Consider the following 21,037-nt stretch of genomic DNA (forward strand, 5'->3'; position numbering starts at 1 on the left):
GACGCCGCGAGAATACCCGGACCTCCTGTCCGGAACACGTTTCGCATCCTTGTGCAAGACGTATAATCCGCCCAACTCGCCTTGACCCCACGGGGGTGGATCTGTGTCAGCAGGGGAGATCCGAGGACCGGCGGCAGGTGCGCCCACGCGCGACGTCCCCACGACCGGTGCGCAGACCAGCTGGGAGGGGCTCCGCAGGCTGCTCGACGAACGCACCGACCGGCTGTGGGACCGGGAGCACATATCGGGCGGGTACCGGGAGCGATCGACGGGCGGGTACCGGGAGGGCTCAACGGGCGGGTTCCGGGAGCGCTTGGCGGACGGGGACCGCCTCCGACCCGCGGCCGGCTCCGTCGACGAGCTGTCCCGGGCCGTCACGGACGACCCGGAGTTCGGCCGCAGGATCATCGAGCGCCTGCTGCGGTTCCAGTCGCCCGAAGCGCGGACGGCGGACCGGCCGCCGCTCCCCGTGCCCCATCAACTCCCGCTCGACCGGCCCGGGTTCGTCGGCCGCGAGAGCGAGCTCGCCGAGCTGGACCTGCTCCTCGGCGAGCCGCGGAAGGAGGGCCCGGACACCGCGGTGATCTCCTCCGTCGGCGGCGCCCCCGGCGTGGGAAAGACCGCGCTGATGGTGCACTGGGCGCACCGCTCCCGCGACGCGTTCCCCGACGGCCAGTTGTACGTCAACCTCCGCGGCCACGGCCCGGGCAACCCGCTCGAACCTGCGGAGGTCCTCGCCGACTTCCTGCACGCGCTGGACGTGCCGTCCCCCAAGGTGCCGCAGGAACTCGAACCGCGCGCGGCCCTGTTCCGCACCCTGCTGCACGAGCGGAAGATGCTGGTCCTCCTGGACAACGCCCGCAACACCGCCCAGGTGTTCCCCCTGCTGCCGGGCAGCTCCACCTGCGTGGTGATCGTGACCAGCCGGAACCGCCTCCAGGGCCTGGTCGGGAGCTACGGCGCGCGCAGTATCCGCCTCGACACCCTCAGCGAGCGGGAGTCCGTCGAACTGCTGACGGGGATCGTCGGCGGCGACCGCGTGCTGCACGAACGCGGCGCGGTCGAGGAACTCGCGGCCGGCTGCGGCCATCTGCCGCTGGCCCTCAGCATCGTGGGCGAACGCGTCGCGGCGTATCCCCAATGGCCCATCGCCGACCTCCTGGAGGGCCTCGGCGACGAGCGCCACCGGCTCGACACCTTCGCCGCGGCCGTCGAGGACACCGGCGACGAACAGCGCGAGGTGCGCGTCGCCTTCTCCTGGTCGTACCGCGCGCTGAACGCCGGCAGCGCGCGCTGCTTCCGCATCCTCGGCCTGCACCCCACGGGCGAGTTCAGCCTGCTCGCCGCCGCGGCCGCGACCGGCGACTCCAGGATGCGCACGAACCTGTATCTGCGGGGCCTCATCGACTGCCACCTGCTCGAACAGGTCGCGCCCGACCGGTTCCGCTTCCACGACCTCATCCACGACTACGCCGCAGAGCGGGCGTACGAGGAGGAGTCCGCGGAGTCCCGACGCGAGTCCGTCAGACGCTGTCTGCTCTGGTACCTGCACACGGCGGACGCGGCGAACAGACAGCTCATGCCCCACCGGCGCAGGATCGACCTCGACGAACTGCCCGACCGGTGCGAGCCGCTCCGCTTCGCCGACGGCGCGGAGGCGCTGGCGTGGTGCGACACCGAGCGGACCCATCTGATCGCGCTGGTCCGGCAGGCGGTGCAGTGCGAGCAGGACGCGGTCGCCTGGCAGCTGCCCGTCGTCCTGTGGAGCTTCTTCAACGTCCGCAAGCTCCTGAGCGACTGGATCGTCACCCACGAACTGGGCCTCCGCGGAGCGCGGCGCTCCGGCTGCCGCAGGGGAGAGGCCTGGACGCTGAACAGCCTCGGCAACGCCTACCGCGGCACGCAGGAGTTCGAGAAGGCCGTCGAGGTCTGGGAGGAGGCCCTGGCCATCCGCCGCCGGATCGGCGACAAGTACGGCGAAGGCACCTCCCTCAACAACCTGGCGGGCGCCCTCCGGCGGATGAACCGCATCGAGGACTCGATCCGCTGCTCCAACAAGGCACTGGCCATCCACCGCGAGATCAAGGACCGCTGGAACGAGGGCATCGACCTCAACAGCCTCGGCACCGCCCACCGCGACCTCGGCAGGATCGAGGAGGCGATCAGCTGCTGGCTCCGCGCCCTCGGCATCCAGCGCGAGATCAAGGACCTGTTCGGCCAGGGCACCTCGCTCAACCACCTCGGCGAGGCCTACCGCACGGCCGGGCGCGACGAGGAGGCCGTGGCGGCCTTCGACGAGGCGCTGCGCATCAGACGGACCTTCGGCGACGAGCCGGGAGCCGCGACGACCGCACTCAACCTGGGCGCGACGATGGCCGCGATGGGGCGGCTCAAGGAAGCCGCCGTCTACTACACCCTCGCGCTGGAGGACCTGGAGCGGCTCGGTGACCCCCGCACGGACGTGGTGCACGAAGCCCTCCGCGAACTGGTCGACCGGACAGCGACCTAGGCCCTGTCGTCACATGCCCGCCTGCCGGGCGGCGCTACCGCTCCGTTCCGTCGCGGACCGCCGCGAGGTCCGACAGCTGGGCCCGCAGCCAGCCCTCGGGTGAGGTCGCCAGGAGCGGCGCGCGCATCCGGTGCGACCTGCCCGCCCGCTCGTGCGACGGCAGCGCGAGCGCCCGCCGCAGCGCCGCCGCGGTCTCGCGCACGTCGCGCGGGTCGTGGACGACGACGGCCCCCGCGCGCAGCCGCTCGGCGCTCCCGGTCCGCGCCGACAGGACGACCGCGCCGTCCCGCCGGTTCACCAGCACCCCTTCCTGGACGACCAGGTTCATCCCGTCGTGCACCGAGTTGACGAGCAGGACGTCGTACTCCCGCAGCGCCGCCATGGCCCGCACCCGGTCCTCCTCCCAGTACACGGTCAGGACCCCGGGGTGGTCCCGCTGGATGCCGGCAACGGCGTCCCGGACCCGGGCCGCGTACCACGCGTACTCCGGCACCCCGGGCCGGGAAGGCGTCAGACAGGCCACGAACCTGACCCGGCGCCGCAGCTCCGGATGGTCGGCGAGCAGCAGCGCGAACGCCTCGAAGCCCCGCAGCACGTTCTTCGCCGGGTCCAGCCGGTCCACGCGCACCAGCAGCCGCGCCCCCTGCCGCAGCCGGCGGAAGGTGCCGGACCACCGGTCAGCCTCCCGGGTGCCGAAGACGCCGGACAGGTACTCCTGGTCGGGCGGGGCCGGATAGCAGCGGACCAGCGTCCGCCGGCAGCCGTGCCGGACGACCCCGGCCCGGCGGTCGACCTCGTGCCCGGCCTCCTCGCTGAACCGCAGGAAGGAGTCCGCCCACCGTCCGCTCTGGAAGCCGAGGACGTCCGCCGCGAGCATGCCGCGCAGGAGCAGCCCCCGCACCACCTTCGGCAGCACCGCGAGAGCGGCCGGGGCCGCGAACGCCGCGTGCATGAAGAAGCCCACCGTCTGCGTCGGCAGCCGGGCCCGCAGGAACCCGGGCGCGGTGCCGAACTGGTAGTCCTGGAAGCAGACGACGGTACGGGGGTGACAGCGGGCCGCGGCCGCGGCGGCGACGGCCCGGTTCACCTTCTGGTACGACCGCAGAGCCGCGCCGTCACCAAATATCCCCGGGCCGGAGTCGTGCGGCAGGTCGTCCCAGAGATCGTGGAGCGCGTACCAGAGCCCCCGCACGCCCGCGTCCTCGTAGTACCGCCGGTAGTCCGCGGCCCGGCACGGAACCGGCCGGAATCCGTAGCCGAGCCCCAGCTCGTCGAACCGGCCCTCCCGCGCCGCCCGGCGGTCCTCGTCGCTCGTCGAAGGAGCCAGCCAGCACACGTCCTCACGCAGGGCCCGCGCGGACCTGTCGAGCAGCGAGGTGACGCTGCCCGACCGCCGTTCCGGGGCGGGACCGGACGGCGTGGACCGGAACGTCACAGGGCCACGGTCGGAGACGAGGACCACGTCGGCCGTACGCGCACGGGGCGCCCGCGCGGGCCCGTGGACCACCGTCAGCCCTGGATTCCGTCGAGCGACGGGTCCAGGATGTCCCGGGGGTGGCCCCTGCCCGTGCCCAGGGCGAGGGCCAGCGAGTGCACGAGACCCAGATGCACGGTCTCCACCACCCCGTACACCTCGCTGTCCACCAGCAGCGGCACGTCGACCAGCGCGGCGGCGCGCCCCCCGGAGCCGCCGAGCAGCCCGACCGTGCGCACGCCGCGCGCCCGCGCCGTCTTGAGGCCTTCGAGGATGTTCGGGGAGTCGCCGCTGACGCTGATGGCCACCACGACGTCGCCGGGCATGAGCAGGCGCGCGAGTTGCTCGGAGAAGACCCGGTCGTACCCGATGTCGTTGGCCAGCGCGCTGAGCAGCGGTGTGTTGCCGGTGAGCGCGTTCGTCCGGAGGCCCGCGGCGTGCGGGCCGGAGGTCATGGCGAGGTCGCACGCCAGGTGGCTCGCCGTGGCGGCGCTCCCGCCGTTGCCGATCACGTAGAGGCAGTTGCCGGTCTCCCTGACCGAGTCGAGCAGCCGGACGGCCGAGGCGAAGGCGTCCGGTGCCAGGGCGAGGGCGGCATCGGCCACCAGGTTCTGGAACGCCGTGCAGACGGCGGAAGCCTGGTGCGAGCCTCCCTCCCGTCCTAATTCGCCGGCGTTGCCCATCGCGTCCGAACGTCCCATGACAAACCCCACCCGTCGGAGCCGACTTCGGATTGGCCAGCATGCCCGAAACCTCGGACAGCGGTAAGAGCGCCCCTCCTCAAATGAGTTGCCTCGCTATCATTTGGGCAGCGGTGCGGTGCGGCAAGAGGGGGACGACGTGCGGCTGGCCAGCGGCTCGAACTCGCATGCGGTACTCATCGGTTGCGGCAGTTACGACGACGCCGAACTGCCCCCGCTCCCGGCGGTCCACAACAACCTCGACGACCTCCGCGCCCTGCTCACCGGGTCAGGCAACTGCGCGCTGCCCGAGGCGCGGTGCACGGTCCTGCGCGACGTCAAGGAGCCCCAGCGCGTGGGGGAGGCGCTCAGCCGCGCGGCGAGCGCGGTGGAGGACATGTTCCTCGTCTACTTCGCGGGGCACGGCGCGCTGGACGACCGGGGCCTGCTCCACCTCCTGCTCACCGGCAGCGACACCAGGCTGCTCGGCTGGTCGAGCCTGCGGTTCGACCTGATCCGCGAGACGCTGGCGTCCGCGCCGGCCAGGAACCGCGTGCTGCTGCTCGACTGCTGCTTCTCGGGCCGGGCCATCGAGGCCATGGGGGACACCGCGTCGCTCTTCTTCGGCCAGCTGGAGATCGCCGGCACGTTCGTCCTGGCCTCGGCCCCCGCGAACGCCCCGGCCCGCGCTCCCCTGGGCGACCGGCACACGATGTTCACGGGGGAGCTGATCAGGTTCCTCCGCGACGGCTCGGCCGCGGAGCGGGAACTGCTCACGCTGGAGGCCGCCTACCGGCACACCTCCCGGGTCCTCGCCGCGAAGGGCGAGCCGAGGCCCCAGCGGTGCGGCACGGGGACGAGCGACCAGCTGGCCCTCGCCGTGAACGCCGCGTTCCGCCCGCTGGCACCCGCCGACGTGCCGGAGCATCTGCGCCGGGCCGTCGCGTCGGGAGAGGCCGGCGACCTGGCAGGAGCGCTGACCGCCCTGCGGGGGCTGGCGCGGCAGTGCGACCGCGTGCTCGGCGAACGCCACGAGCTCACCCTCCTGGCGCACCGGGCCCTGGCACACGCCGAGGGCGAGAACGGACACGCGGCCGAAGCCGTCCAGGGGTACGCACGGCTCGTCGAGCGGCTGGCCGTCGAACGGGGGCCGACCCACCCCGACACGCTCCAGGCGCGGCACGAGCGGGCCCGGTGGTGCGGCATCGGCGGTGACGCGGCGGCGGCCGCCGACCTGTTCGCCGAGCTGTCCGTGGACGCGTCGGGGGCGCTCGGCCCCGGCGACGTGCGCGCACTGAGCTGCCGGTGGCAGCACGCCCACTGGCTCGGGGTGAGCGGCCGGCCCGACCGCGCGGCGGCCGCCTTCGCCGAGCTCGCCGAGAGCTACGGCTCCGCACTGGGCGAGCGCCACGCCGACACACGGGCGGCCCGCCGCAACCACACCCACTGGCGGAACTCCGCAGGCAGGACCTGATGCGCAGCCGACCGGCCCCGACCCCGCACGCGAAAGGCCCCAGTCTCTCGACTGGGGCCTTGCTTGTGTCCGAGGGGGGACTTGAACTCTCCACTCGGGCACCAGCACTTTACTTGGCTGACCTGGGGAAACGCGCCTCTGAAGTACCTTCATCGTGGTTGCCGTTGGTCATGCTTACCTGGCGTTTCTGTCCGTTTCCGACCGCTGTTGGTCATGCGTTGGTCACGTGGCCAACCCCTACTCGGGAGGGCGGCTGTACCGCTCCAGCGTGGCCTTACTGGTGGACGGGTCCATGAGTCGCAACTCCCAGGGGCCGGTATTCACGTCGAAGTCCTTCCCGAACCCGATCCATTTCCCGGCCATGCGGCGCCCGGTGGGCTCCACCAGCATCTGAATCGCTCCGTGGTAGCGAGCGCCTTGGTAGTAGCCGTCCGGGGCGGTCTGCTCCGTCCACGCACCGGTCACCACGAATTGGTCAAGGGTGAGGTCGAGGGACAGGGGACTGTCCGGGTTGCTGCTCGCTCCAGGCAGGCTCCGTGCCGTAAGCCGGTTTCCCGTCTGAACGATCACTACGTAGTGCTTGCCCTCGAACGTGCTGTCTCGGCCGGATGAGTAGTACTCGTAGCGGGAGAGCCATACGCCGCCGTACTGCCCTGCGGGTTCCGTCGCCGTATCCAGGTCTCCGGATGCGGCTGCCACACCTTCGGGTGCTGGGTCCATGTCGTGGCCCCCTGCTCCATCGTCGTGCACTCGTGCCATGACAGACAGTGTGAACCCGAGGTCCTCGATCCGGCGCCTCGTGACATGCTCCAGAGCGCGAACGTACGCCGCACGGGGGGATTTGCTTTGGCCCCCTTCCCAGCGCTGCACGAGTCGCTTGCTGGCGTCGTTGGGCTCTCCAAGGTCGTCACCGGCTTTACGCAGGGCTTTGGCGAACTCTTCCTGGCTCATGCGCATGGAGAGCCGCACCGCTCGCAGCGTGTCGTTCGGGACCAACACCGTGGCTGTCATGTGATCCACGCTAGCCCCAACGTCGCTGGAATGACACCTAATTGACGCCCCCGGCGGACGTCGCTCCGACGCCTGGTTTGACGTCGCGATGACCTGGGGTGCTCGGCAACCATCACAACGTGACGTCGAAGAGGGGGAGGCCTCGATGAGCGAAGAAGCCCGGAGCCTTCTCCGTACCGCTCCGGGACACATGCTCTGCCCGTCCGGATTGCATGAGATCCCGTACCACCTCGACTTCGCCCGGTGCGACGAACACGGAATCACTCTTCTGTGGCACGAGCCGCACCCGGAGACCACCGACCGTTCTTCCCTAGACGGAGGTTCCAGCATGGCCACAGCAGTGGAGTACAAGACCGGAGCATCCCTGGTCAACGAAGAGACCTTCGCTCGCATCGTCCTGTTCATGGTGAACGACCCGCAGTTCCAGGAGGACCCGAAGCACGCCCCCGGCATCCTCGATCAGGCGTTGGCCTACTACGGAGCAGTGGCCGTCCACGCGGGCGACCCGCTCATGCCGTCCGAAGCGGTGGACCGTGGCGTACACGCGATCCTGCTTCACACGCGGGAGTCGCACGACCTCTTCAACCGCATCGCGGGCCGCTTCCTGCACCACAACCCGCACCCGGAGCGTGGCGGGCGTCCGGCGGCTTCCTTGGCGGAGACCAAGGCGGCCATCCGTGACGCCGGGTACGTCGTACAGGACAAGTTCTGGGCCACCGTGGAAGGCGGCGTCTCCCAGTGCGACAGCGATGACGGGAGGCCCTACGCCACCGCGTAGGGATCTCGGCACCAGCAAGTGGACCGGTCCCCGCTCTGGGGCCGGTCCTTCGCGTTTCGGAGAGGATTGCCAACGTGACTGAGACGACGATGCCGAGCGAGGTGCTGAGCGTTGTTCAGCCCGTGGCTTCACGGATGGTTGCTGAGCGGCGTGGGTCGAAGGTGTGGGAAGCGGAGTCGAAGGAACACGGACGGGTCGCCGTAAAGGTCGGAGCCCCCATTGATGAGGAGCGGGGGTACACCGCCCTGGCACCGGCCCGTGAAGCGTCGGTGCTGCACGCCCTGGGACGCCCGCATGTCGCTTACGGCACATGGGAACGAGGCACATGGAGCGTCCAGCCCTGGTACGACGGGGACGGTCTGTGGCCCTTGTGGTCCGCGCACAGGAGCGACGCGTCCGCCCCCATCGACTACCTGACGGCCGCAGAATGCGTGGAGGCCGTCGACCGGCTCCACAGCGACGGCTGGTGTCACGGTGACATTCAGCCCGCCCACCTGATCGTCACCGGTGAGAAGGATGGTGTACGGCTGATCGACCTGGCTTTCGCCCGGGGCGGCACAGTGAAGAACCTGTACGACTTCCCCTATCCGGGGTGTCTGGTCCACTACGAGGCACCGGAGATCTCCCGCAACGTGCTGGCGACCGGCAGGGCCGTCCCGTCTCCCAGCGCCGACGTGTACGCCCTCGGGGCGTCGCTGCTCATCTCTGCCACGGGCAAGAGGGCCATGGTCTACCCGGACGACGCGGAACGACCGGTGCAACGTCAGGCCGTAGTGGACAACAAGCGGCGTCCGTTCGATCTGCCCGCACCGTTCGGGACGATGATTGACGCCATGCTGAGCTATGAACCGTACGACCGCCCCCCGCTGTCGCACGTCGCGGCTGAGTTCCGGCGAGCGGCCAAGGAATCCAAGCGCGACCACTGACCCCACGCCGAAGCAACGAAACAGCCCCCGGCCCGAAATGGGCCGGGGCTGTTTCGTTGCTTTGGTTAGAGCAGAGCGCGGAATGGGTTGTCGGCCAGAAGGGCAACGGCATCTGCTGACCGCTTCACGGGGGCCGGAACGGGGGCGGGCCGGTAGGCGTCGAGCTGGACAACCGTGGCGCGGTTCTCCTCCCGTTCCGGCGCGGCCGGCATGGGCTCGCGAGAATGGGAGACCGGTTCCGTCACGGTTTCGGAATGGTCACCGCGGAGCGTGAAAACGGTGGCCGGACGGCCGGTCTTCCCCGACCGTTCCACGGTGACGACGATTCCAGGCAGTGCCTTGACCTCTTCGGCCGTGGCCCCGACGTAGGGGAGGATTTGTGAGGACGTGGCCCGACCGCCGTGCATCTCGATTCGGGCCCGGACCTTGTCCGCGAGGCTGAGCGGCTGCCGCTTCACCTTCGGGGCGGTGGCTCCCTTGCTGATCCGGACCGCGTCCTGGACGGAGCGGCGTACGAGGGAGAAGGCGGCCGACAACATCTCTTCCGTGATGGACTCGGAGCACTCGGCGGCCGCGAAACAGGCAGCGACCCTGAGCGTCTGCTCTGCGGTCCGTTCGATGAAAACTGCCTGTGCCTCCGGCAGCGTCTCCCCGAGGATGCGCGCGTAGCGGCGCACGATCTGCCACAGCGGTCGGGCGTCGTCGGAGAGGGTGATCACACGGGGCCGTGCGGTGGCCCACCCGTAGGCGTCGGACAGTTCGGAGCCGTCCACCTGGGGCAGGCTCACGCGGTCGTCGTCCAGCATCGGAACCGACCCGAGCAGGAAGGGCAGGATGCGGTTGTACGAGCCTCCGGCCGCTTCCAACTCACCCACGTACCGAGCCCAGTCGCTCGGCGTGATGTGTGAATGCAGCACCATGGAAGGATCTCGGACCTCTTGCGCATCTTCCTTCGTGGTGTTGCGGAGCGTCGCCCCATCCCAGGCAGCGCGGAGCTTGGTGGTGAACGACGGGTCGCGCTTGACCCGCTTCAAGACCTCGGTCCATTCCTCTTCGACCACCAGGGCCCGGACGTCCCGACCGTGCTCGGTTTCGGCGGTCGCTTCCTGCTGGTCCCACAGGTGATTGACGAGACTGGCCCCGGACGTGATGCCGGATGTGGTGTGCGTGGCCAGGAAGCGGCCCAGGGACTTGTCCAGGACGTGATGAGCGGCCCGGAGCGCGGTCCCCTTACCGCGCCCCGTTCCGGCCACCAGGGCCGACCACAGCAGCACGGGGCGGGCACTGCCACGGGATGACACCTTGACCGTGCCCCCGATCGCGGCCGACCACATCGACAGAACGGCGACGTAGATCCCGAGCGGATCGGTTTCCGCGAACGGGGCGATCTTGCGGACGGCACGGCCGATCGGACCGTAGAAGACGGGGGTGCTCATGCTGCCTTTGCTTCCTGGGAGTTGGTTCGGTTGCGGAGGGAGACGACGGAGCGCCAGCCGCCCCCGTCTTTGGTCTGAAAGTGGGGTTCCTTGGCGGTCTTCCGCAGTAGGGGGAGCACGTCTCCCCCGTCCGCCGGAACGATCACGGCGGTACAGCGGGACACTTTGTCCATCGGGACATGTCGCCTCACGGTGGCCACCGGCAACGGATCGTTGCTCACGACCCCGGTACGAGTCTTGCCCTTGGGCGTGGTCCAGGTGACCCACGAACCGGGGGTGCAGTCACCCTTGGACGGCTTGGAGTGGGCCCCGTAGCCCTTGGCGTTCTTCCACACGCTCAGGTCATGAGGCCGGGGGTGACGGCCGCACCCAGCAGCCGTCACCGTGGGCGCGGCACTCAGGCCGCTGCCGCTTTTCCCTGCACAGGCTCCCTGTGCGCCAGCTCGTACGCATGCCGGACGTTCATCGGGACACGACCCTGGACAGGGAGGTTCGGCCACCCGTTCTCGCGGGCCCATGCCCGGATCACACGGTTGCGCTCACGGTCGCTCATGCCCGACCGATCGACCTTGGCGGGCTCGGGAAGCGGGTCACCACCAACGAACTCACCCGCGAGAACCGCCGACTTGAAGCGGCCCGGCTTCCGCACGTCCATGCACGGGATGCCGCGCTCCCTCGCGTCGCGGACCTTGTGGCCGTTCCGCTCCCCGCCCTCACCGATGATCAGGAGCACGGTCGAGCTATCAGCGCGTCCCACCACCTCATAGCCCGCGTTCCGTACGGCGTTACGGGCTGACTCCCAGTCATAGCCCGGTACGTCACCCGCGATCATCACGGATCGCACAGGCTCAGGCTCGTTCGCTTCCCCGCTCACGTCCACGTCGTCCCGCTCGCACTCGGACACGACAGACGACGGCTCAACCACGAGCACAGAATCAGCATCCGGCACGGACTCCGGCTCAGTGGGCACGGCTTCGCCCTCGGAGGGTGCCCCCAAGGCATCGCACAGGTAGCGGCCAAAGATGACGTTGTGTTCCAGGCACAGGTCCCAGGCATGCCGCCCCAGTGTCAGGGTGTCCGTCGCCTCTACCTCGGAACCGTCACGCGCTATGTGGGCGTCGCACAGAACCTTTTCAACGGGCATGAGCACGGTCTTACGCATGGCGCGGCAATCCTTTGATTCGGGCTTGGCAGGTGAAGTCGCAGTAAGTGGCCGGAGTGAGTCTCTGACGGCCTCCGCATTCGATCTTGCGGAACTGTCTCCATCCTGCCCCAAAGCAACCCGAGAACAAGAGCAATTCGTGGTGACCTATATCACAATCATGCATTTCCATTTCAATTCAAGAGTGGGGGTAATGGGTATTAGAAAAGAAATAGGACCCACCGGGGGTGCCTTCCTCCCACCGTGTGTTTGTCAATCAATTTTCGCGCACTCGAAGCACGGTCCTGAATCGTGCCGCTGACCGTCACCCCATGGTTCTTCCATTCCGGTAGCGAACCAGGCGACATGCAGGCACCACAGGTTCCAGCAGACATGGCAGCTAATATGACTCTGACCGTCTGGCCAGTCGATGAAGTCGGGACACTCCACGCCGTCTACATGGGTGGCCACCGGTGCAGCGTCGGCAGCCTGGACGGCCTGTGCGGCCCTACGGCGGGCGAGCTTCTTACTCATCACCCATCACCCACCCGAGGATGCGCATACCCTCTGGAGTGAGCCCCAGGGCCTTTACCAGGTGCCGGTATTCCATGTGCTGAGTATTGGTGGCAGTACCGGCGAGAATCGCAGACCAGTAAACGACCACGGTGGCCACGACACCGGCCGTGGAATCGTCCCACTGTGACGCTTGCGGCGTCTCCCACAGTTCAGCCCAGTAGGCCCGCTCATGCTCCGACCATTCCCGCCCCTTCGGGAGGTCGGGAACCGGCAAATTGTGCTCCAGTGGCAGAACGGTGACCTTCTGTGCTTCGCGGTATCGGGAGTGAGGGGAGTTCGGATTACGCATCTTGGGCAAGGGTTCCTCCGGTTCTGGTGCGGCAGCCGGCATCGAGGAGCGAGAACGGAACGGGCCCCCGCCGATGGGCGGGGGCCCGAGCTAATTCAGGGGTCAGGCCAGCTTGAGGCCGACCGAGCGCCGCTCATCCAGGACGGTCGAGCCGACGTAGGCGTCCATGATGGAGCGCTGGTTCAGGCTGTCGTCGTTGAAGGTCATCAGCCAGCGCATCGAGTAGCCCTGATGCCCGGCCGAGGCGGAGAACTCACTACGGACCACAGGCGGCGAGCAGACGGCCATGGCAAACGCCGAGCCGATGTAGGCAACGGCGGTCTTGTCCGCCAGGAACGGCGAGTAGACGACCGTGAAGCCGTACGCCTCACCGATGATGCCGCCACGCAGCGCCTCATCCGAACCGGCCTGGGCGACCTGAGAGAAGTTGTCGTCCTTCAGCAGGACGTTCTTCACGTCCGGGGAGACGGCCAGCCAACGGCGCCCCGCTGTGCGGCTCTTGTCCAGGACCGTGCCTGCGTCGATGATCGCGTGCCGGGGCTGGGTGGCCTTCATCGTGATCAGGCCGGGAGCGCCGTCGGCGGTGCGCTGGTTCATCGTGTGGGCGATGTTCTGTTCCAGGTAGTCACCGATTCCCGCGGACTGGGGGAGGGTGATCTGCTGCTCGAAGGTGTAGAGGTCGAAGCGCATTTCCTTGTCGGTGATCTCGACCGCCGACAGGGCGTGGTCGGTGATCTCCAACTCGATGGTCGTGTCCTTGACCGACTGCACCATGCTGTTCACGGAACCGTTGAAGTTTCCGGCCTTAAGCACCTCTGGACGGCGGATACGGACCGAGTCACCAACACCGCCCCGGAAATCTTCCTCGGCATCCCGGTGCACAGTGTGTGCCAGCCCCTTGAATCCCACCAGCATGTCAAGGGCCGTGACGGCAACGATCTGTGAAATGGCAAAGCTGTTCTCGGACTTGACGGCGTCCTGGACGGTCATGGGCTTCTGATCGGTCATAGAAACTCCTGCTTAAGTCATCAAAATGGGAAGGGGAATCGTGCAGAGTCAGGAGCCCTCACGGATCAGGGCGTCAACAGCCGTGGCCTTGCGGCGCTGCTCGGTGTCCTCACCCGTCATGAGAGACAGCAGCGGCGAGCACAGATGCCGCGACGCCAGCACGAGCATCCGAAGGCTCGGAGTGGTCTCCCCGGACTCCCACCGGTAGACGGTGGAGGGAGCCACAACCATTTCGTCAGCCAGCTCTTCGACGGACAGGCCAAGAGTGATACGGCGGGCAGTGAAAGCATGACGATCGAACATAAGGACTCCTTGCGATTGATTGCTGAAACGCGAACCTGTGGGCAAAAGGAAACCCCCGTCCACCGAGAGGCGGACGGGGGTTGAAGGGACTGCGAGGGAAGTCATCTCACCCTATGCGTCGGTGAGATCTTCGTTGCGACTCTCGGTGACCCACGGAAGTGGGGCACAGCTCACACCGTGAGGTGAACTTCCCTCTCACTAATAATGTCGGCGTCCCCGCGAAGATCAGGGGACGGATACACGTGAAATTGAGACGCCCGTCACGAAGCGGGCGAACAGAATGCTGTAAACGCCTGGGCTGGCAGCAGGTCAATTTTCAGTACAGGAGATGGGCTAGTCCCGAAAGACTGGCCCGTCTCCATCTCGCCTCAAACCACCTAGGCCACTTGGTAGAGATCACTCGGTAGGAGTCCCTTGGTGGGACTCCCTTGGTGAAACTCACTAGGTAGTAGGTCAGTGTGACGTGTGGTCGTATTCCCTGGCCCTGGCTTTCATGTCCTTAAAGCCATGCCCGTGGTCGTGTCGGGGAATCGTGAGCCAGTGCACGTCGCAGTCACCTTTCCCCTTCGACTTGTGCTCCACCCACAGCCACCCATGCTCGCGCCCGTAACGGATGGCGCGGCCCACCGTGCTGAGCGACGCCCCGGAGGTCTCGGCTATGAGTTCCTGCGGCGCCCGGAGGTCCCGGCCGGTATCGAAGGTGGCGAAAAATGAGGCCGCCGCTAGGACGTGCTTGTACTTGCCTGGTACGTCGGGGCAGTTCCACAGGGCTCGCTCCCACTCGTACCGGATTGCCGACCTCGGCAACCTCGGTGCCGGAGTCGAGCTAATCAACTCCGCCTCGCCGCTCCCGTTCTCGCTCCGGAAGGCCGGCCGTGACGCTCCGCGCACGGTGGCCACTGCTATCGGCTCGGCTGTCTCCCAGGCCGGGCGCTCGGGAAACGGGTTCTCGTCCCTGCCGATCACTGCGCCCCCTGCTTGTCCAGCCAGTGGGCAAGGTCATTCATACGACAACGAAGAGATTGACCAACCTTCACAAAGGGGATGCCTTCCCGCTTGTGGTTGTTGTAGACCCATGATTTGGGGACATTCAGGTATTCGGCAACGTCGTCAACGGTCATCAGCTTGGTCAAAGAATCCTCCGAGAAAAAGAAAGCCCCCGATGGCCTCGGGGGCGTGGTCATGCGGGTGCGCAGAACGGGGACTATCGGGCTTCTCCCGTATCCGGCGCATCCGGCAGGGAGTCGAGTACGGCCGTGGCCTTGTCGGTCAGTTCGCCACCTGCCTTGCCTGCCAGGGAACTCAAGTACCCGTCCCTGCGGGCCTTCTTGAGGTGGTCCCGGACGGTCTCCGGCCGTCGCTCGATCAACTGTGCCAGCCAATCGACAGGGCGACGCGCGCCGATGCTCGTCATCTGGACGTACACAGCCGACAACATGACCAGGTAGGGAGCCGAGACCCCCTTAAGAGCGAGCAACCGCCCGGCCGTCTTCGCCGCCTCCTCGATCGTCTGCGTGATCTCGCGGGCCCCTTCTTCGAGACTGGGGGCGGCCTTCTGTGCCGCCTGGACCGCCTCTGTGAGGTCCAGCCTGCGCAGCACGGTGGTGGAGATGCCGCGCGCCACATCACGGGCTGGGGCGTCCTGTGCCTTCTCGATCGTGATGCGCTGCGGTCCTCCGGTCACCGGCCCGCTGGGCCACCACATGCGGATGTCCCACGCTCCCTGGTGCTGGGTGATCTCGAATCCGTTCTCGTCTCCATCCATGCCAGAACCGTACCACGGAGGGTGGTCCACCATTGGTTGACAAGAGGTGGTGGTCCGTGATCAAACTGAGAGTGCCGGAGCGACGCACCGGCCCGGACCGGCGCACCGCCGACCGGCAGAGCAGACGAGAGAGCACCACCACCCGTGACAAAGCGTGGAAACGGGCTCGGCGGCACCCCCGTGGAGATCAAACGGACGGGACGGCCGAACACCTGGGGTGTACGCACGCCCCTGCACTTCAACCCGGCAACAGGCAAGAAGGAGCGCTACTGGATAGGCCGCGAGTACAAGACCAAGACCGAAGCGGAACGAGCGCTCCGGCAGTGGCACAGCGATCACGAGGCGGGCGCCCTCACGCCCCGCTCTGACATGACCATGGGGCAGCTCATGGATTCCTGGCTCGCCAAGCACCGGGGCGAGGACACCACCAAAGAAGGCTACGAGCCGAAGATCCGGCTGCACATCAAGCCCCACATAGGAACGGAGAAGGTAGTGGAGGTGACAGACGATCGCCTGGACGAGCTGTACCGGCTCCTGGAGACCAAGCCCATTGACGGCAACGACAACAAGCCGCTCGGCCCCAAGAGCGTCCGCCACGTCCACAACATCATCTCGGCGGCCCTCGACTCCGTAACCGGACCAAGGAAGCTCCTCACAGTCAATCCCGCCCACACCGCTAATCCACCGACCGAGCGGCAGATCAAGGCGGCACAACCCGACTTCCCCACCCTCAACGATCAGGAGACGGCGCACTTCCTGAAGGAGATATGGGAGCCGTGCAAGAACCGCGTCTGTGACGGGTTCATGCATCACTGCCTGCGGGACGCTCCGCTGTGGACCTCCTACGCGGCCACCTCATGCCGCCGCAGCGAGACCTTGGGGTGGATGTGGGACCTGATCCACTGGGATGACTGCGCCATCGAACTGGCCTGGGTCGTCGTCGAGGAAGGCAATACCTACAGGCTCCGCAAGCTCACCAAGGACGGTGACGACAACGCGATCATCTACGTGGACCAAGCCCTGATGAATGTCCTCAAGTGGCAGTGGGAGCGCCAGCAAGCCGAGAAGGAACGGCTCGGACCGCTATGGGTAGATCACGGCCTGGTGTTCGCCCGCGACGGGTTCAAGCTCCAGAAGGGCCGAGAGGCCGGAGGCCCGCAGGACCCTGAGAAGGTGTCGGCACGCTGGCGGACGGCTCGCAATCGGCTGCACCTGCCGGACGACTTCCGGCTGCACGACTGGCGGGCCTCGAAGATCACGAACGATCTCGACAACCACGAGAACCCCGTAGAGGTCTCCGCTAACGCCCGGCACCACTCGCCTGGCTACACCATGAGCCGCTACGGCAGGCGTCGCGCCGAGGGAGCCAAGAAACTGGCTGCGTCCAGCGCCTCTCGAATCGGCCTTGCAACCCTGGTCTGACCTGGGGAATCTCTGGGCTGTTGGTCACGTGGTTGGTCACGCCACACCCCAGAAAAGCAGAAAACCCCACGTGAAGTGGGGTCTCAGCTGGTGTCCGAGGGGGGACTTGAACCCCCACGCCCGATAAAGGGCACTAGCACCTCAAGCTAGCGCGTCTGCCATTCCGCCACCCGGACCGGGTGTTGTCTTCGCGGGGTGTTCCCCGCGGCGACAGAGAGAACATTACCAGGCCTCCAGGGGTACTCGATCACCCCCCTGGTCCGCTGTGAACGGCGCGTGACGACACCCGCCCGCCCTTGGGCGCGGAGCTCCGGAGAGGGAGGATGAAGGGGACCACCAGCAGCGAATGCGGGAGGAACCAGCGTGAGCGGGTCCAGCACGGGCAAGGCCGTCACCGGTGAGGACGAGGTCGTCGACCTCTGTCGCGAACTGATCCAGATCGATACGAGCAACTACGGCGACCACTCGGGCCCGGGGGAGCGCAAGGCCGCCGAGTACGTCGCGGAGAAGCTCGCCGAGGTCGGTCTCGAACCGAAGATCTTCGAGTCCCACCCCGGCAGGGCCTCCACGGTCGCCAGGATCGAGGGCGAGGACCCGTCGCGGCCCGCGCTCCTCATCCACGGCCACACGGACGTCGTGCCGGCGAACGCCGCGGACTGGACGCACCACCCCTTCTCCGGGGAGATCGCGGACGGCTGCGTGTGGGGCCGGGGCGCCGTCGACATGAAGGACATGGACGCGATGACCCTCGCGGTCGTACGGGAGCGGATGCGCAGCGGCCGCAAGCCCCCGCGCGACATCGTCCTGGCGTTCCTCGCGGACGAGGAGGCGGGCGGCAAGTACGGCGCGCGGTACCTGGTCGACAACCACCCGGACCTCTTCGAGGGGTGCACGGAGGCGATCAGCGAGGTCGGCGGCTTCTCCTTCACCGTCAACGAGAACCTGCGGCTGTACCTCGTCGAGACGGCCCAGAAGGGCATGCACTGGATGAAGCTGACCGTGGACGGCACCGCCGGTCACGGTTCGATGATCCACAAGGACAACGCGATCACCGAGCTCTCCGAGGCGGTCGGACGCCTCGGACGCCACAAGTTCCCGGTCCGGGTCACCAAGACGCTGCGGCACTTCCTCGACGAGCTCGGCGACGCCCTCGGCACCGAGCTCGACCCGGAGAACATGGACGCGACGCTCGCCAAGCTCGGCGGCATCGCCAAGCTCATCGGCGCCTCCCTGCAGAACACCGCCAACCCGACGCAGCTCGGCGCCGGGTACAAGGTGAACGTGATCCCGGGGCAGGCCACCGCGCACGTCGACGGGCGCTACCTGCCGGGGTACGAGGAGGAGTTCCTCGCCGATCTGGACCGGATTCTCGGTCCGCGGGTCAAGCGCGAGGACGTCCATGCGGACAAGGCGCTGGAGACCACCTTCGACGGCGCTCTCGTCGACGCCATGCAGACCGCCCTGCGGGCCGAGGACCCGATCGCCCGCGCCGTGCCCTACATGCTCTCGGCCGGCACGGACGCCAAGTCCTTCGACGACCTCGGCATCCGCGGCTTCGGCTTCGCGCCGCTGAAGCTGCCGCCGGAGCTGGACTTCGCGGGCATGTTCCACGGTGTCGACGAGCGGGTGCCGGTCGACGGCCTGAAGTTCGGCGTCCGGGTGCTCGACCGTTTCATCGAGGCTTCCTGACCGAAACGTATCTCCAACAATCGCCAGTACGTACGTACTTGACTGAAAAGAGTGAATGAGACCATAGGCTCGTAGCCATGGAGATCCCTCCTCGTTACAGGTGATGCAGTCCGCGGCTGGGACTGCATTGCCAACTAGGAGGAATAATGCTCAAGAAGGTCGTCGCCGCTGTGGCTGCCACCGGTGGTCTCGTGCTCGCGGGTGCGGGCATCGCCACTGCCGACGCCGGTGCCCAGGGTGCCGCTGTCAACTCCCCCGGCGTCGCGTCGGGCAACGTCATCCAGGTGCCCGTGCACGTGCCGGTGAACGCCTGCGGCAACACGGTCTCCGTGATCGGGCTGCTGAACCCCACCTTCGGCAACCACTGCGTCAACAAGTGACGTTGCCGCGCCTCGCCCGTTAAGGGTCTGAGCTTGTCGGCCCCGGAGTGCACGCCATGCGCTCCGGGGCCGACAGGTATTCCACGTCCGGGCCAGCGGGCCCGGACGTCTTCCGGATGTACGGCAAAAGGCAGGGAACAGCTATGCGACAGGTCACGCGCAAAGGCCTGATCACCGTGGCGGCCGCGACCGGCGTGCTCGCCGCGACCGGCGGTCACGCACAGGCGGACTCGGGCGCGAGGGGAAGCAGTTCGGGTTCGCCCGGCGTGCTGGCGGGCAACAGCGTCCAGCTCCCCGTCGACGTCCCGGTCAACGTGTGCGGAAACACCGTGAACGTGGTCGGCGTCCTCAACCCGGCGGCAGGAAACAGCTGCGCCAACACCTCGGGCAAGGGCGGCGGTTCGCACAAGCCGTCCGGCGGCGGGGCCAAGGCCGACGGTCACGCCGGCAACTCACCGGGCGTCGGCTCCGGCAACAACGTGCAGCTGCCGATCAACGCCCCGGTCAACGTCTGCGGCAACAGCGTCACCATCGGCGGCCTCGGCAACGCCTCCATGGGCAACGAATGCGCCAACGAATCCGGTGAAGCGGGGAAGCCGCCGGGCGGCCAGAAGCCCCCGACCGACCCCGAGCACCCGGGGAAGCCCGAGCAGCCGGGCAAGCCGGAGCAGCCGGGCAAGCCGGGCGACCCCGGTAAGCCGGACCACCCCGGCAAGCCCGGGAAGCCCGGTGACCCGGGCAAGCCGGGGAAGCCCGGCGATCCCGGCACCCCCGGCGGCTCCCAGTCGCCGCACGACCCGCTCACCCCGATCGGCGACCGCGGCGCCCCGGACGCGCAGCTCGTCACGCCGCCCGAGGGGACGTCGCAGCTCGCCGCGACCGGCAGTGAGCTGCCCCTCGGCCTCGCGCTGCCGCTCGGCGCGGGCGCGCTGCTCGCGGGCGCGGTGCTCTACCGGAGGGCCCGGGCGGCCGCCTGAGCCACCCCGCCGTCCGAGCACGCCGAACGGAGCGGGCCCCACCGTCGTGGGGCCCGCTCCGTCTTTCCCCCGCCGCGGCCCGGCGTCCCCGGGCGCGCGGCACTCACCAGGTGGCCCGCACCTGGCGGATGATCCGCCGCTTCAGCCGCACTCTGCGGCTCCCGTCGGGGTGCAGTCTCAGGCGGTCCAACTCCCAGTGTCCGTACTCCGCGTGGTCCGTCAGCAGGCGTGTGGCTTCCTTGCGGGTGACCCCGCGCGGTACATACACGTCGACAAATTCGTATTCCGGCATCGCATCTATTGTGCGGGCACCGGCCCGGTACGGATAGCGTCTGCACTATGTCTGATGCTGCGCAGCCCACCGCTGCCGAGGTACGTGCCGCCGCCGAGGCGGTCAAGACCGCGCTCGACCGCCACCTGGCCGCGGTCGAACGCAGGTCGGGCGAGGACGATCCGGCCGTCTACGAAGCGTTCAACGAACTCGCCGCGGCGGCGGAGGAGTACGACGAGCTCCTCTACGACCGCTACGACGAGGTCACGCCCTTCGAGATCCCCGGCACGGATGACGCGCTGCCGCCCTACCAGGGCCCGGAGGAGGCCAACGCGCTGAGCGTGCTGATCCGCCGCGACTACACCGTGGCGGAGCCGCAGCGGCTCCTGGCCCAGGCCCAGCGGGTCGCCGACCTCGACGCGGGCGGCGCGGGGAGCAACGGCTCGGCCGACACCGTGCACAGCGCACTCGGCGTCCTCTTCGGCGAGTTCGAACCGGACGAGATCTCCTCCCGGCACAAGGAGTTCGGCCTGGAGGAGGGCGACTCGACGCTCTGGGTCACCGCGGTGGACACCCCCGCCGAGCCGGGGGAGTGGCTCGACGCCCCCTTCGACCACGCCGACCCGCACCGGGTCGTGTGCCGCTTCGACGTCAGCGTGGTCTTCGACGACGAAGCGGACGACGACGGACTCGGCGGCCTCGACGCGGACGTCGACATCGATCCCGACGTGCCGGTGCCGCTCGACGAGATCGACGACGTCGACGACGACAGCGATGACATCGACGAGACCGACGACAGCGACGACACCGACGCGACAGCTCGTCGCTGACGCGCCTCCGTGGTGAATCGCTGAATCGCTCCTGCGCTCGCCGCTCCCCTCGGGGGGCGGCGAGCGCGTTTCTCGCGCGAGCGGTCGCGGTCGGCCCG

General features: G+C 68.1%; 21 protein-coding genes and 1 tRNA gene. 9 read left to right on the forward strand and 13 right to left on the reverse strand.

What is annotated here, in order from left to right:
• Nucleotides 1-103: 103 nt before the first annotated feature.
• A complete protein-coding gene (locus tag ACZ56E_RS20435) occupies nt 104-2,509 on the forward strand; it encodes an ATP-binding protein (protein ID WP_471215968.1) in 2,406 nt (801 codons plus the stop codon).
• Nucleotides 2,510-2,543: 34 nt separating this feature from the next.
• Here the strand turns inward: ACZ56E_RS20435 and ACZ56E_RS20440 are convergent, their stop codons facing one another.
• The gene (locus ACZ56E_RS20440) at nt 2,544-4,016 is read right to left on the reverse strand and encodes a trehalose-6-phosphate synthase (RefSeq protein WP_471215970.1); all 1,473 of its coding nucleotides are present in this window, start codon (nt 4,014-4,016) and stop codon (nt 2,544-2,546) included.
• A gap of 2 nt (nt 4,017-4,018) precedes the next feature.
• Nucleotides 4,019-4,684: a D-sedoheptulose-7-phosphate isomerase gene (locus ACZ56E_RS20445; protein ID WP_471215971.1), complete on the reverse strand. Its 666-nt coding sequence runs from the start codon at nt 4,682-4,684 to the stop codon at nt 4,019-4,021.
• Nucleotides 4,685-4,823: 139 nt separating this feature from the next.
• Here ACZ56E_RS20445 and ACZ56E_RS20450 point away from each other — a divergent pair, with 139 nt between their 5' ends.
• A complete protein-coding gene (locus ACZ56E_RS20450) occupies nt 4,824-6,137 on the forward strand; it encodes a caspase family protein (RefSeq protein WP_471215973.1) in 1,314 nt (437 codons plus the stop codon).
• 237 nt (nt 6,138-6,374) lie between these two features.
• Here the strand turns inward: ACZ56E_RS20450 and ACZ56E_RS20455 are convergent, their stop codons facing one another.
• Complete coding sequence (locus ACZ56E_RS20455; RefSeq protein ID WP_471215975.1) at nt 6,375-7,148, reverse strand: helix-turn-helix domain-containing protein; 774 nt, start codon at nt 7,146-7,148, stop codon at nt 6,375-6,377.
• A gap of 328 nt (nt 7,149-7,476) precedes the next feature.
• Here ACZ56E_RS20455 and ACZ56E_RS20460 point away from each other — a divergent pair, with 328 nt between their 5' ends.
• Together ACZ56E_RS20460 and ACZ56E_RS20465 are read left to right on the forward strand one after the other, a co-directional pair.
• A complete protein-coding gene (locus ACZ56E_RS20460; protein WP_127912480.1) occupies nt 7,477-7,926 on the forward strand; it encodes a glycine-rich domain-containing protein in 450 nt (149 codons plus the stop codon).
• Nucleotides 7,927-8,000: 74 nt separating this feature from the next.
• Complete coding sequence (locus tag ACZ56E_RS20465) at nt 8,001-8,852, forward strand: protein kinase domain-containing protein (protein WP_359778401.1); 852 nt, start codon at nt 8,001-8,003, stop codon at nt 8,850-8,852.
• A 65-nt stretch (nt 8,853-8,917) separates the two neighbouring features.
• On the opposite strand, the gene ACZ56E_RS20470 is transcribed toward ACZ56E_RS20465, so the two are convergent.
• From ACZ56E_RS20470 to ACZ56E_RS20505, 8 genes are all read right to left on the reverse strand, one after another.
• Nucleotides 8,918-10,288 (reverse strand): DUF3987 domain-containing protein, encoded by a 1,371-nt coding sequence (locus ACZ56E_RS20470; RefSeq protein WP_471215978.1) that lies wholly within the window; start codon nt 10,286-10,288, stop codon nt 8,918-8,920.
• Nucleotides 10,289-10,685: 397 nt separating this feature from the next.
• Nucleotides 10,686-11,450 (reverse strand): Lsr2 family DNA-binding protein, encoded by a 765-nt coding sequence (locus tag ACZ56E_RS20475; protein WP_471215980.1) that lies wholly within the window; start codon nt 11,448-11,450, stop codon nt 10,686-10,688.
• A gap of 505 nt (nt 11,451-11,955) precedes the next feature.
• Nucleotides 11,956-12,294, reverse strand: coding sequence for a hypothetical protein (locus tag ACZ56E_RS20480; protein ID WP_471215982.1), 339 nt, complete (start codon nt 12,292-12,294; stop codon nt 11,956-11,958).
• Between the two features lie 102 nt (nt 12,295-12,396).
• Nucleotides 12,397-13,302 (reverse strand): major capsid protein, encoded by a 906-nt coding sequence (locus ACZ56E_RS20485; RefSeq protein WP_471215984.1) that lies wholly within the window; start codon nt 13,300-13,302, stop codon nt 12,397-12,399.
• Nucleotides 13,303-13,350: 48 nt separating this feature from the next.
• A complete protein-coding gene (locus ACZ56E_RS20490; protein WP_401812274.1) occupies nt 13,351-13,605 on the reverse strand; it encodes a helix-turn-helix domain-containing protein in 255 nt (84 codons plus the stop codon).
• Between the two features lie 453 nt (nt 13,606-14,058).
• Nucleotides 14,059-14,571 carry a hypothetical protein gene (locus ACZ56E_RS20495; protein WP_471215986.1) on the reverse strand — a complete coding sequence of 171 codons (513 nt, stop codon included), beginning with the start codon at nt 14,569-14,571 and terminating at the stop codon, nt 14,059-14,061.
• A complete protein-coding gene (locus ACZ56E_RS20500) occupies nt 14,568-14,738 on the reverse strand; it encodes a helix-turn-helix domain-containing protein (RefSeq protein WP_381160772.1) in 171 nt (56 codons plus the stop codon). The genes ACZ56E_RS20495 and ACZ56E_RS20500 overlap by 4 nt, the downstream gene beginning before the upstream one ends.
• Nucleotides 14,739-14,809: 71 nt before the next feature.
• Entirely contained in the window at nt 14,810-15,370 is a 561-nt protein-coding gene (locus tag ACZ56E_RS20505) for a hypothetical protein (RefSeq protein ID WP_175613690.1), read from the reverse strand.
• A gap of 144 nt (nt 15,371-15,514) precedes the next feature.
• On the opposite strand from ACZ56E_RS20505, the gene ACZ56E_RS20510 reads away from it, so the two are divergent.
• Nucleotides 15,515-16,792: a tyrosine-type recombinase/integrase gene (locus ACZ56E_RS20510; RefSeq protein ID WP_471215988.1), complete on the forward strand. Its 1,278-nt coding sequence runs from the start codon at nt 15,515-15,517 to the stop codon at nt 16,790-16,792.
• 88 nt (nt 16,793-16,880) lie between these two features.
• Here ACZ56E_RS20510 and ACZ56E_RS20515 read toward each other — a convergent pair.
• Nucleotides 16,881-16,968 (reverse strand) — tRNA-Leu (locus tag ACZ56E_RS20515).
• A 187-nt stretch (nt 16,969-17,155) separates the two neighbouring features.
• Between ACZ56E_RS20515 and ACZ56E_RS20520 the strand changes: the two genes are divergently transcribed.
• The 3 genes from ACZ56E_RS20520 (at nt 17,156) to ACZ56E_RS20530 (ending at nt 19,838) form a co-directional block, all read left to right on the forward strand.
• The gene (locus ACZ56E_RS20520) at nt 17,156-18,481 is read left to right on the forward strand and encodes a M20/M25/M40 family metallo-hydrolase (RefSeq protein ID WP_468612071.1); all 1,326 of its coding nucleotides are present in this window, start codon (nt 17,156-17,158) and stop codon (nt 18,479-18,481) included.
• Between the two features lie 146 nt (nt 18,482-18,627).
• Nucleotides 18,628-18,861, forward strand: coding sequence for a chaplin (locus tag ACZ56E_RS20525; RefSeq protein ID WP_468612070.1), 234 nt, complete (start codon nt 18,628-18,630; stop codon nt 18,859-18,861).
• A 143-nt stretch (nt 18,862-19,004) separates the two neighbouring features.
• On the forward strand, nt 19,005-19,838 hold the full coding sequence (locus tag ACZ56E_RS20530) for a chaplin (protein ID WP_471215990.1): 834 nt from the start codon (nt 19,005-19,007) through the stop codon (nt 19,836-19,838).
• Between the two features lie 103 nt (nt 19,839-19,941).
• On the opposite strand, the gene ACZ56E_RS20535 is transcribed toward ACZ56E_RS20530, so the two are convergent.
• Nucleotides 19,942-20,130 (reverse strand): DUF5703 family protein, encoded by a 189-nt coding sequence (locus tag ACZ56E_RS20535; protein ID WP_355810220.1) that lies wholly within the window; start codon nt 20,128-20,130, stop codon nt 19,942-19,944.
• Between the two features lie 47 nt (nt 20,131-20,177).
• Between ACZ56E_RS20535 and ACZ56E_RS20540 the strand changes: the two genes are divergently transcribed.
• Nucleotides 20,178-20,939 (forward strand): hypothetical protein, encoded by a 762-nt coding sequence (locus ACZ56E_RS20540; protein WP_471215992.1) that lies wholly within the window; start codon nt 20,178-20,180, stop codon nt 20,937-20,939.
• Nucleotides 20,940-21,037 lie beyond the last annotated feature (98 nt).

This window comes from Streptomyces sp. NPDC039480 (assembly GCF_055597165.1).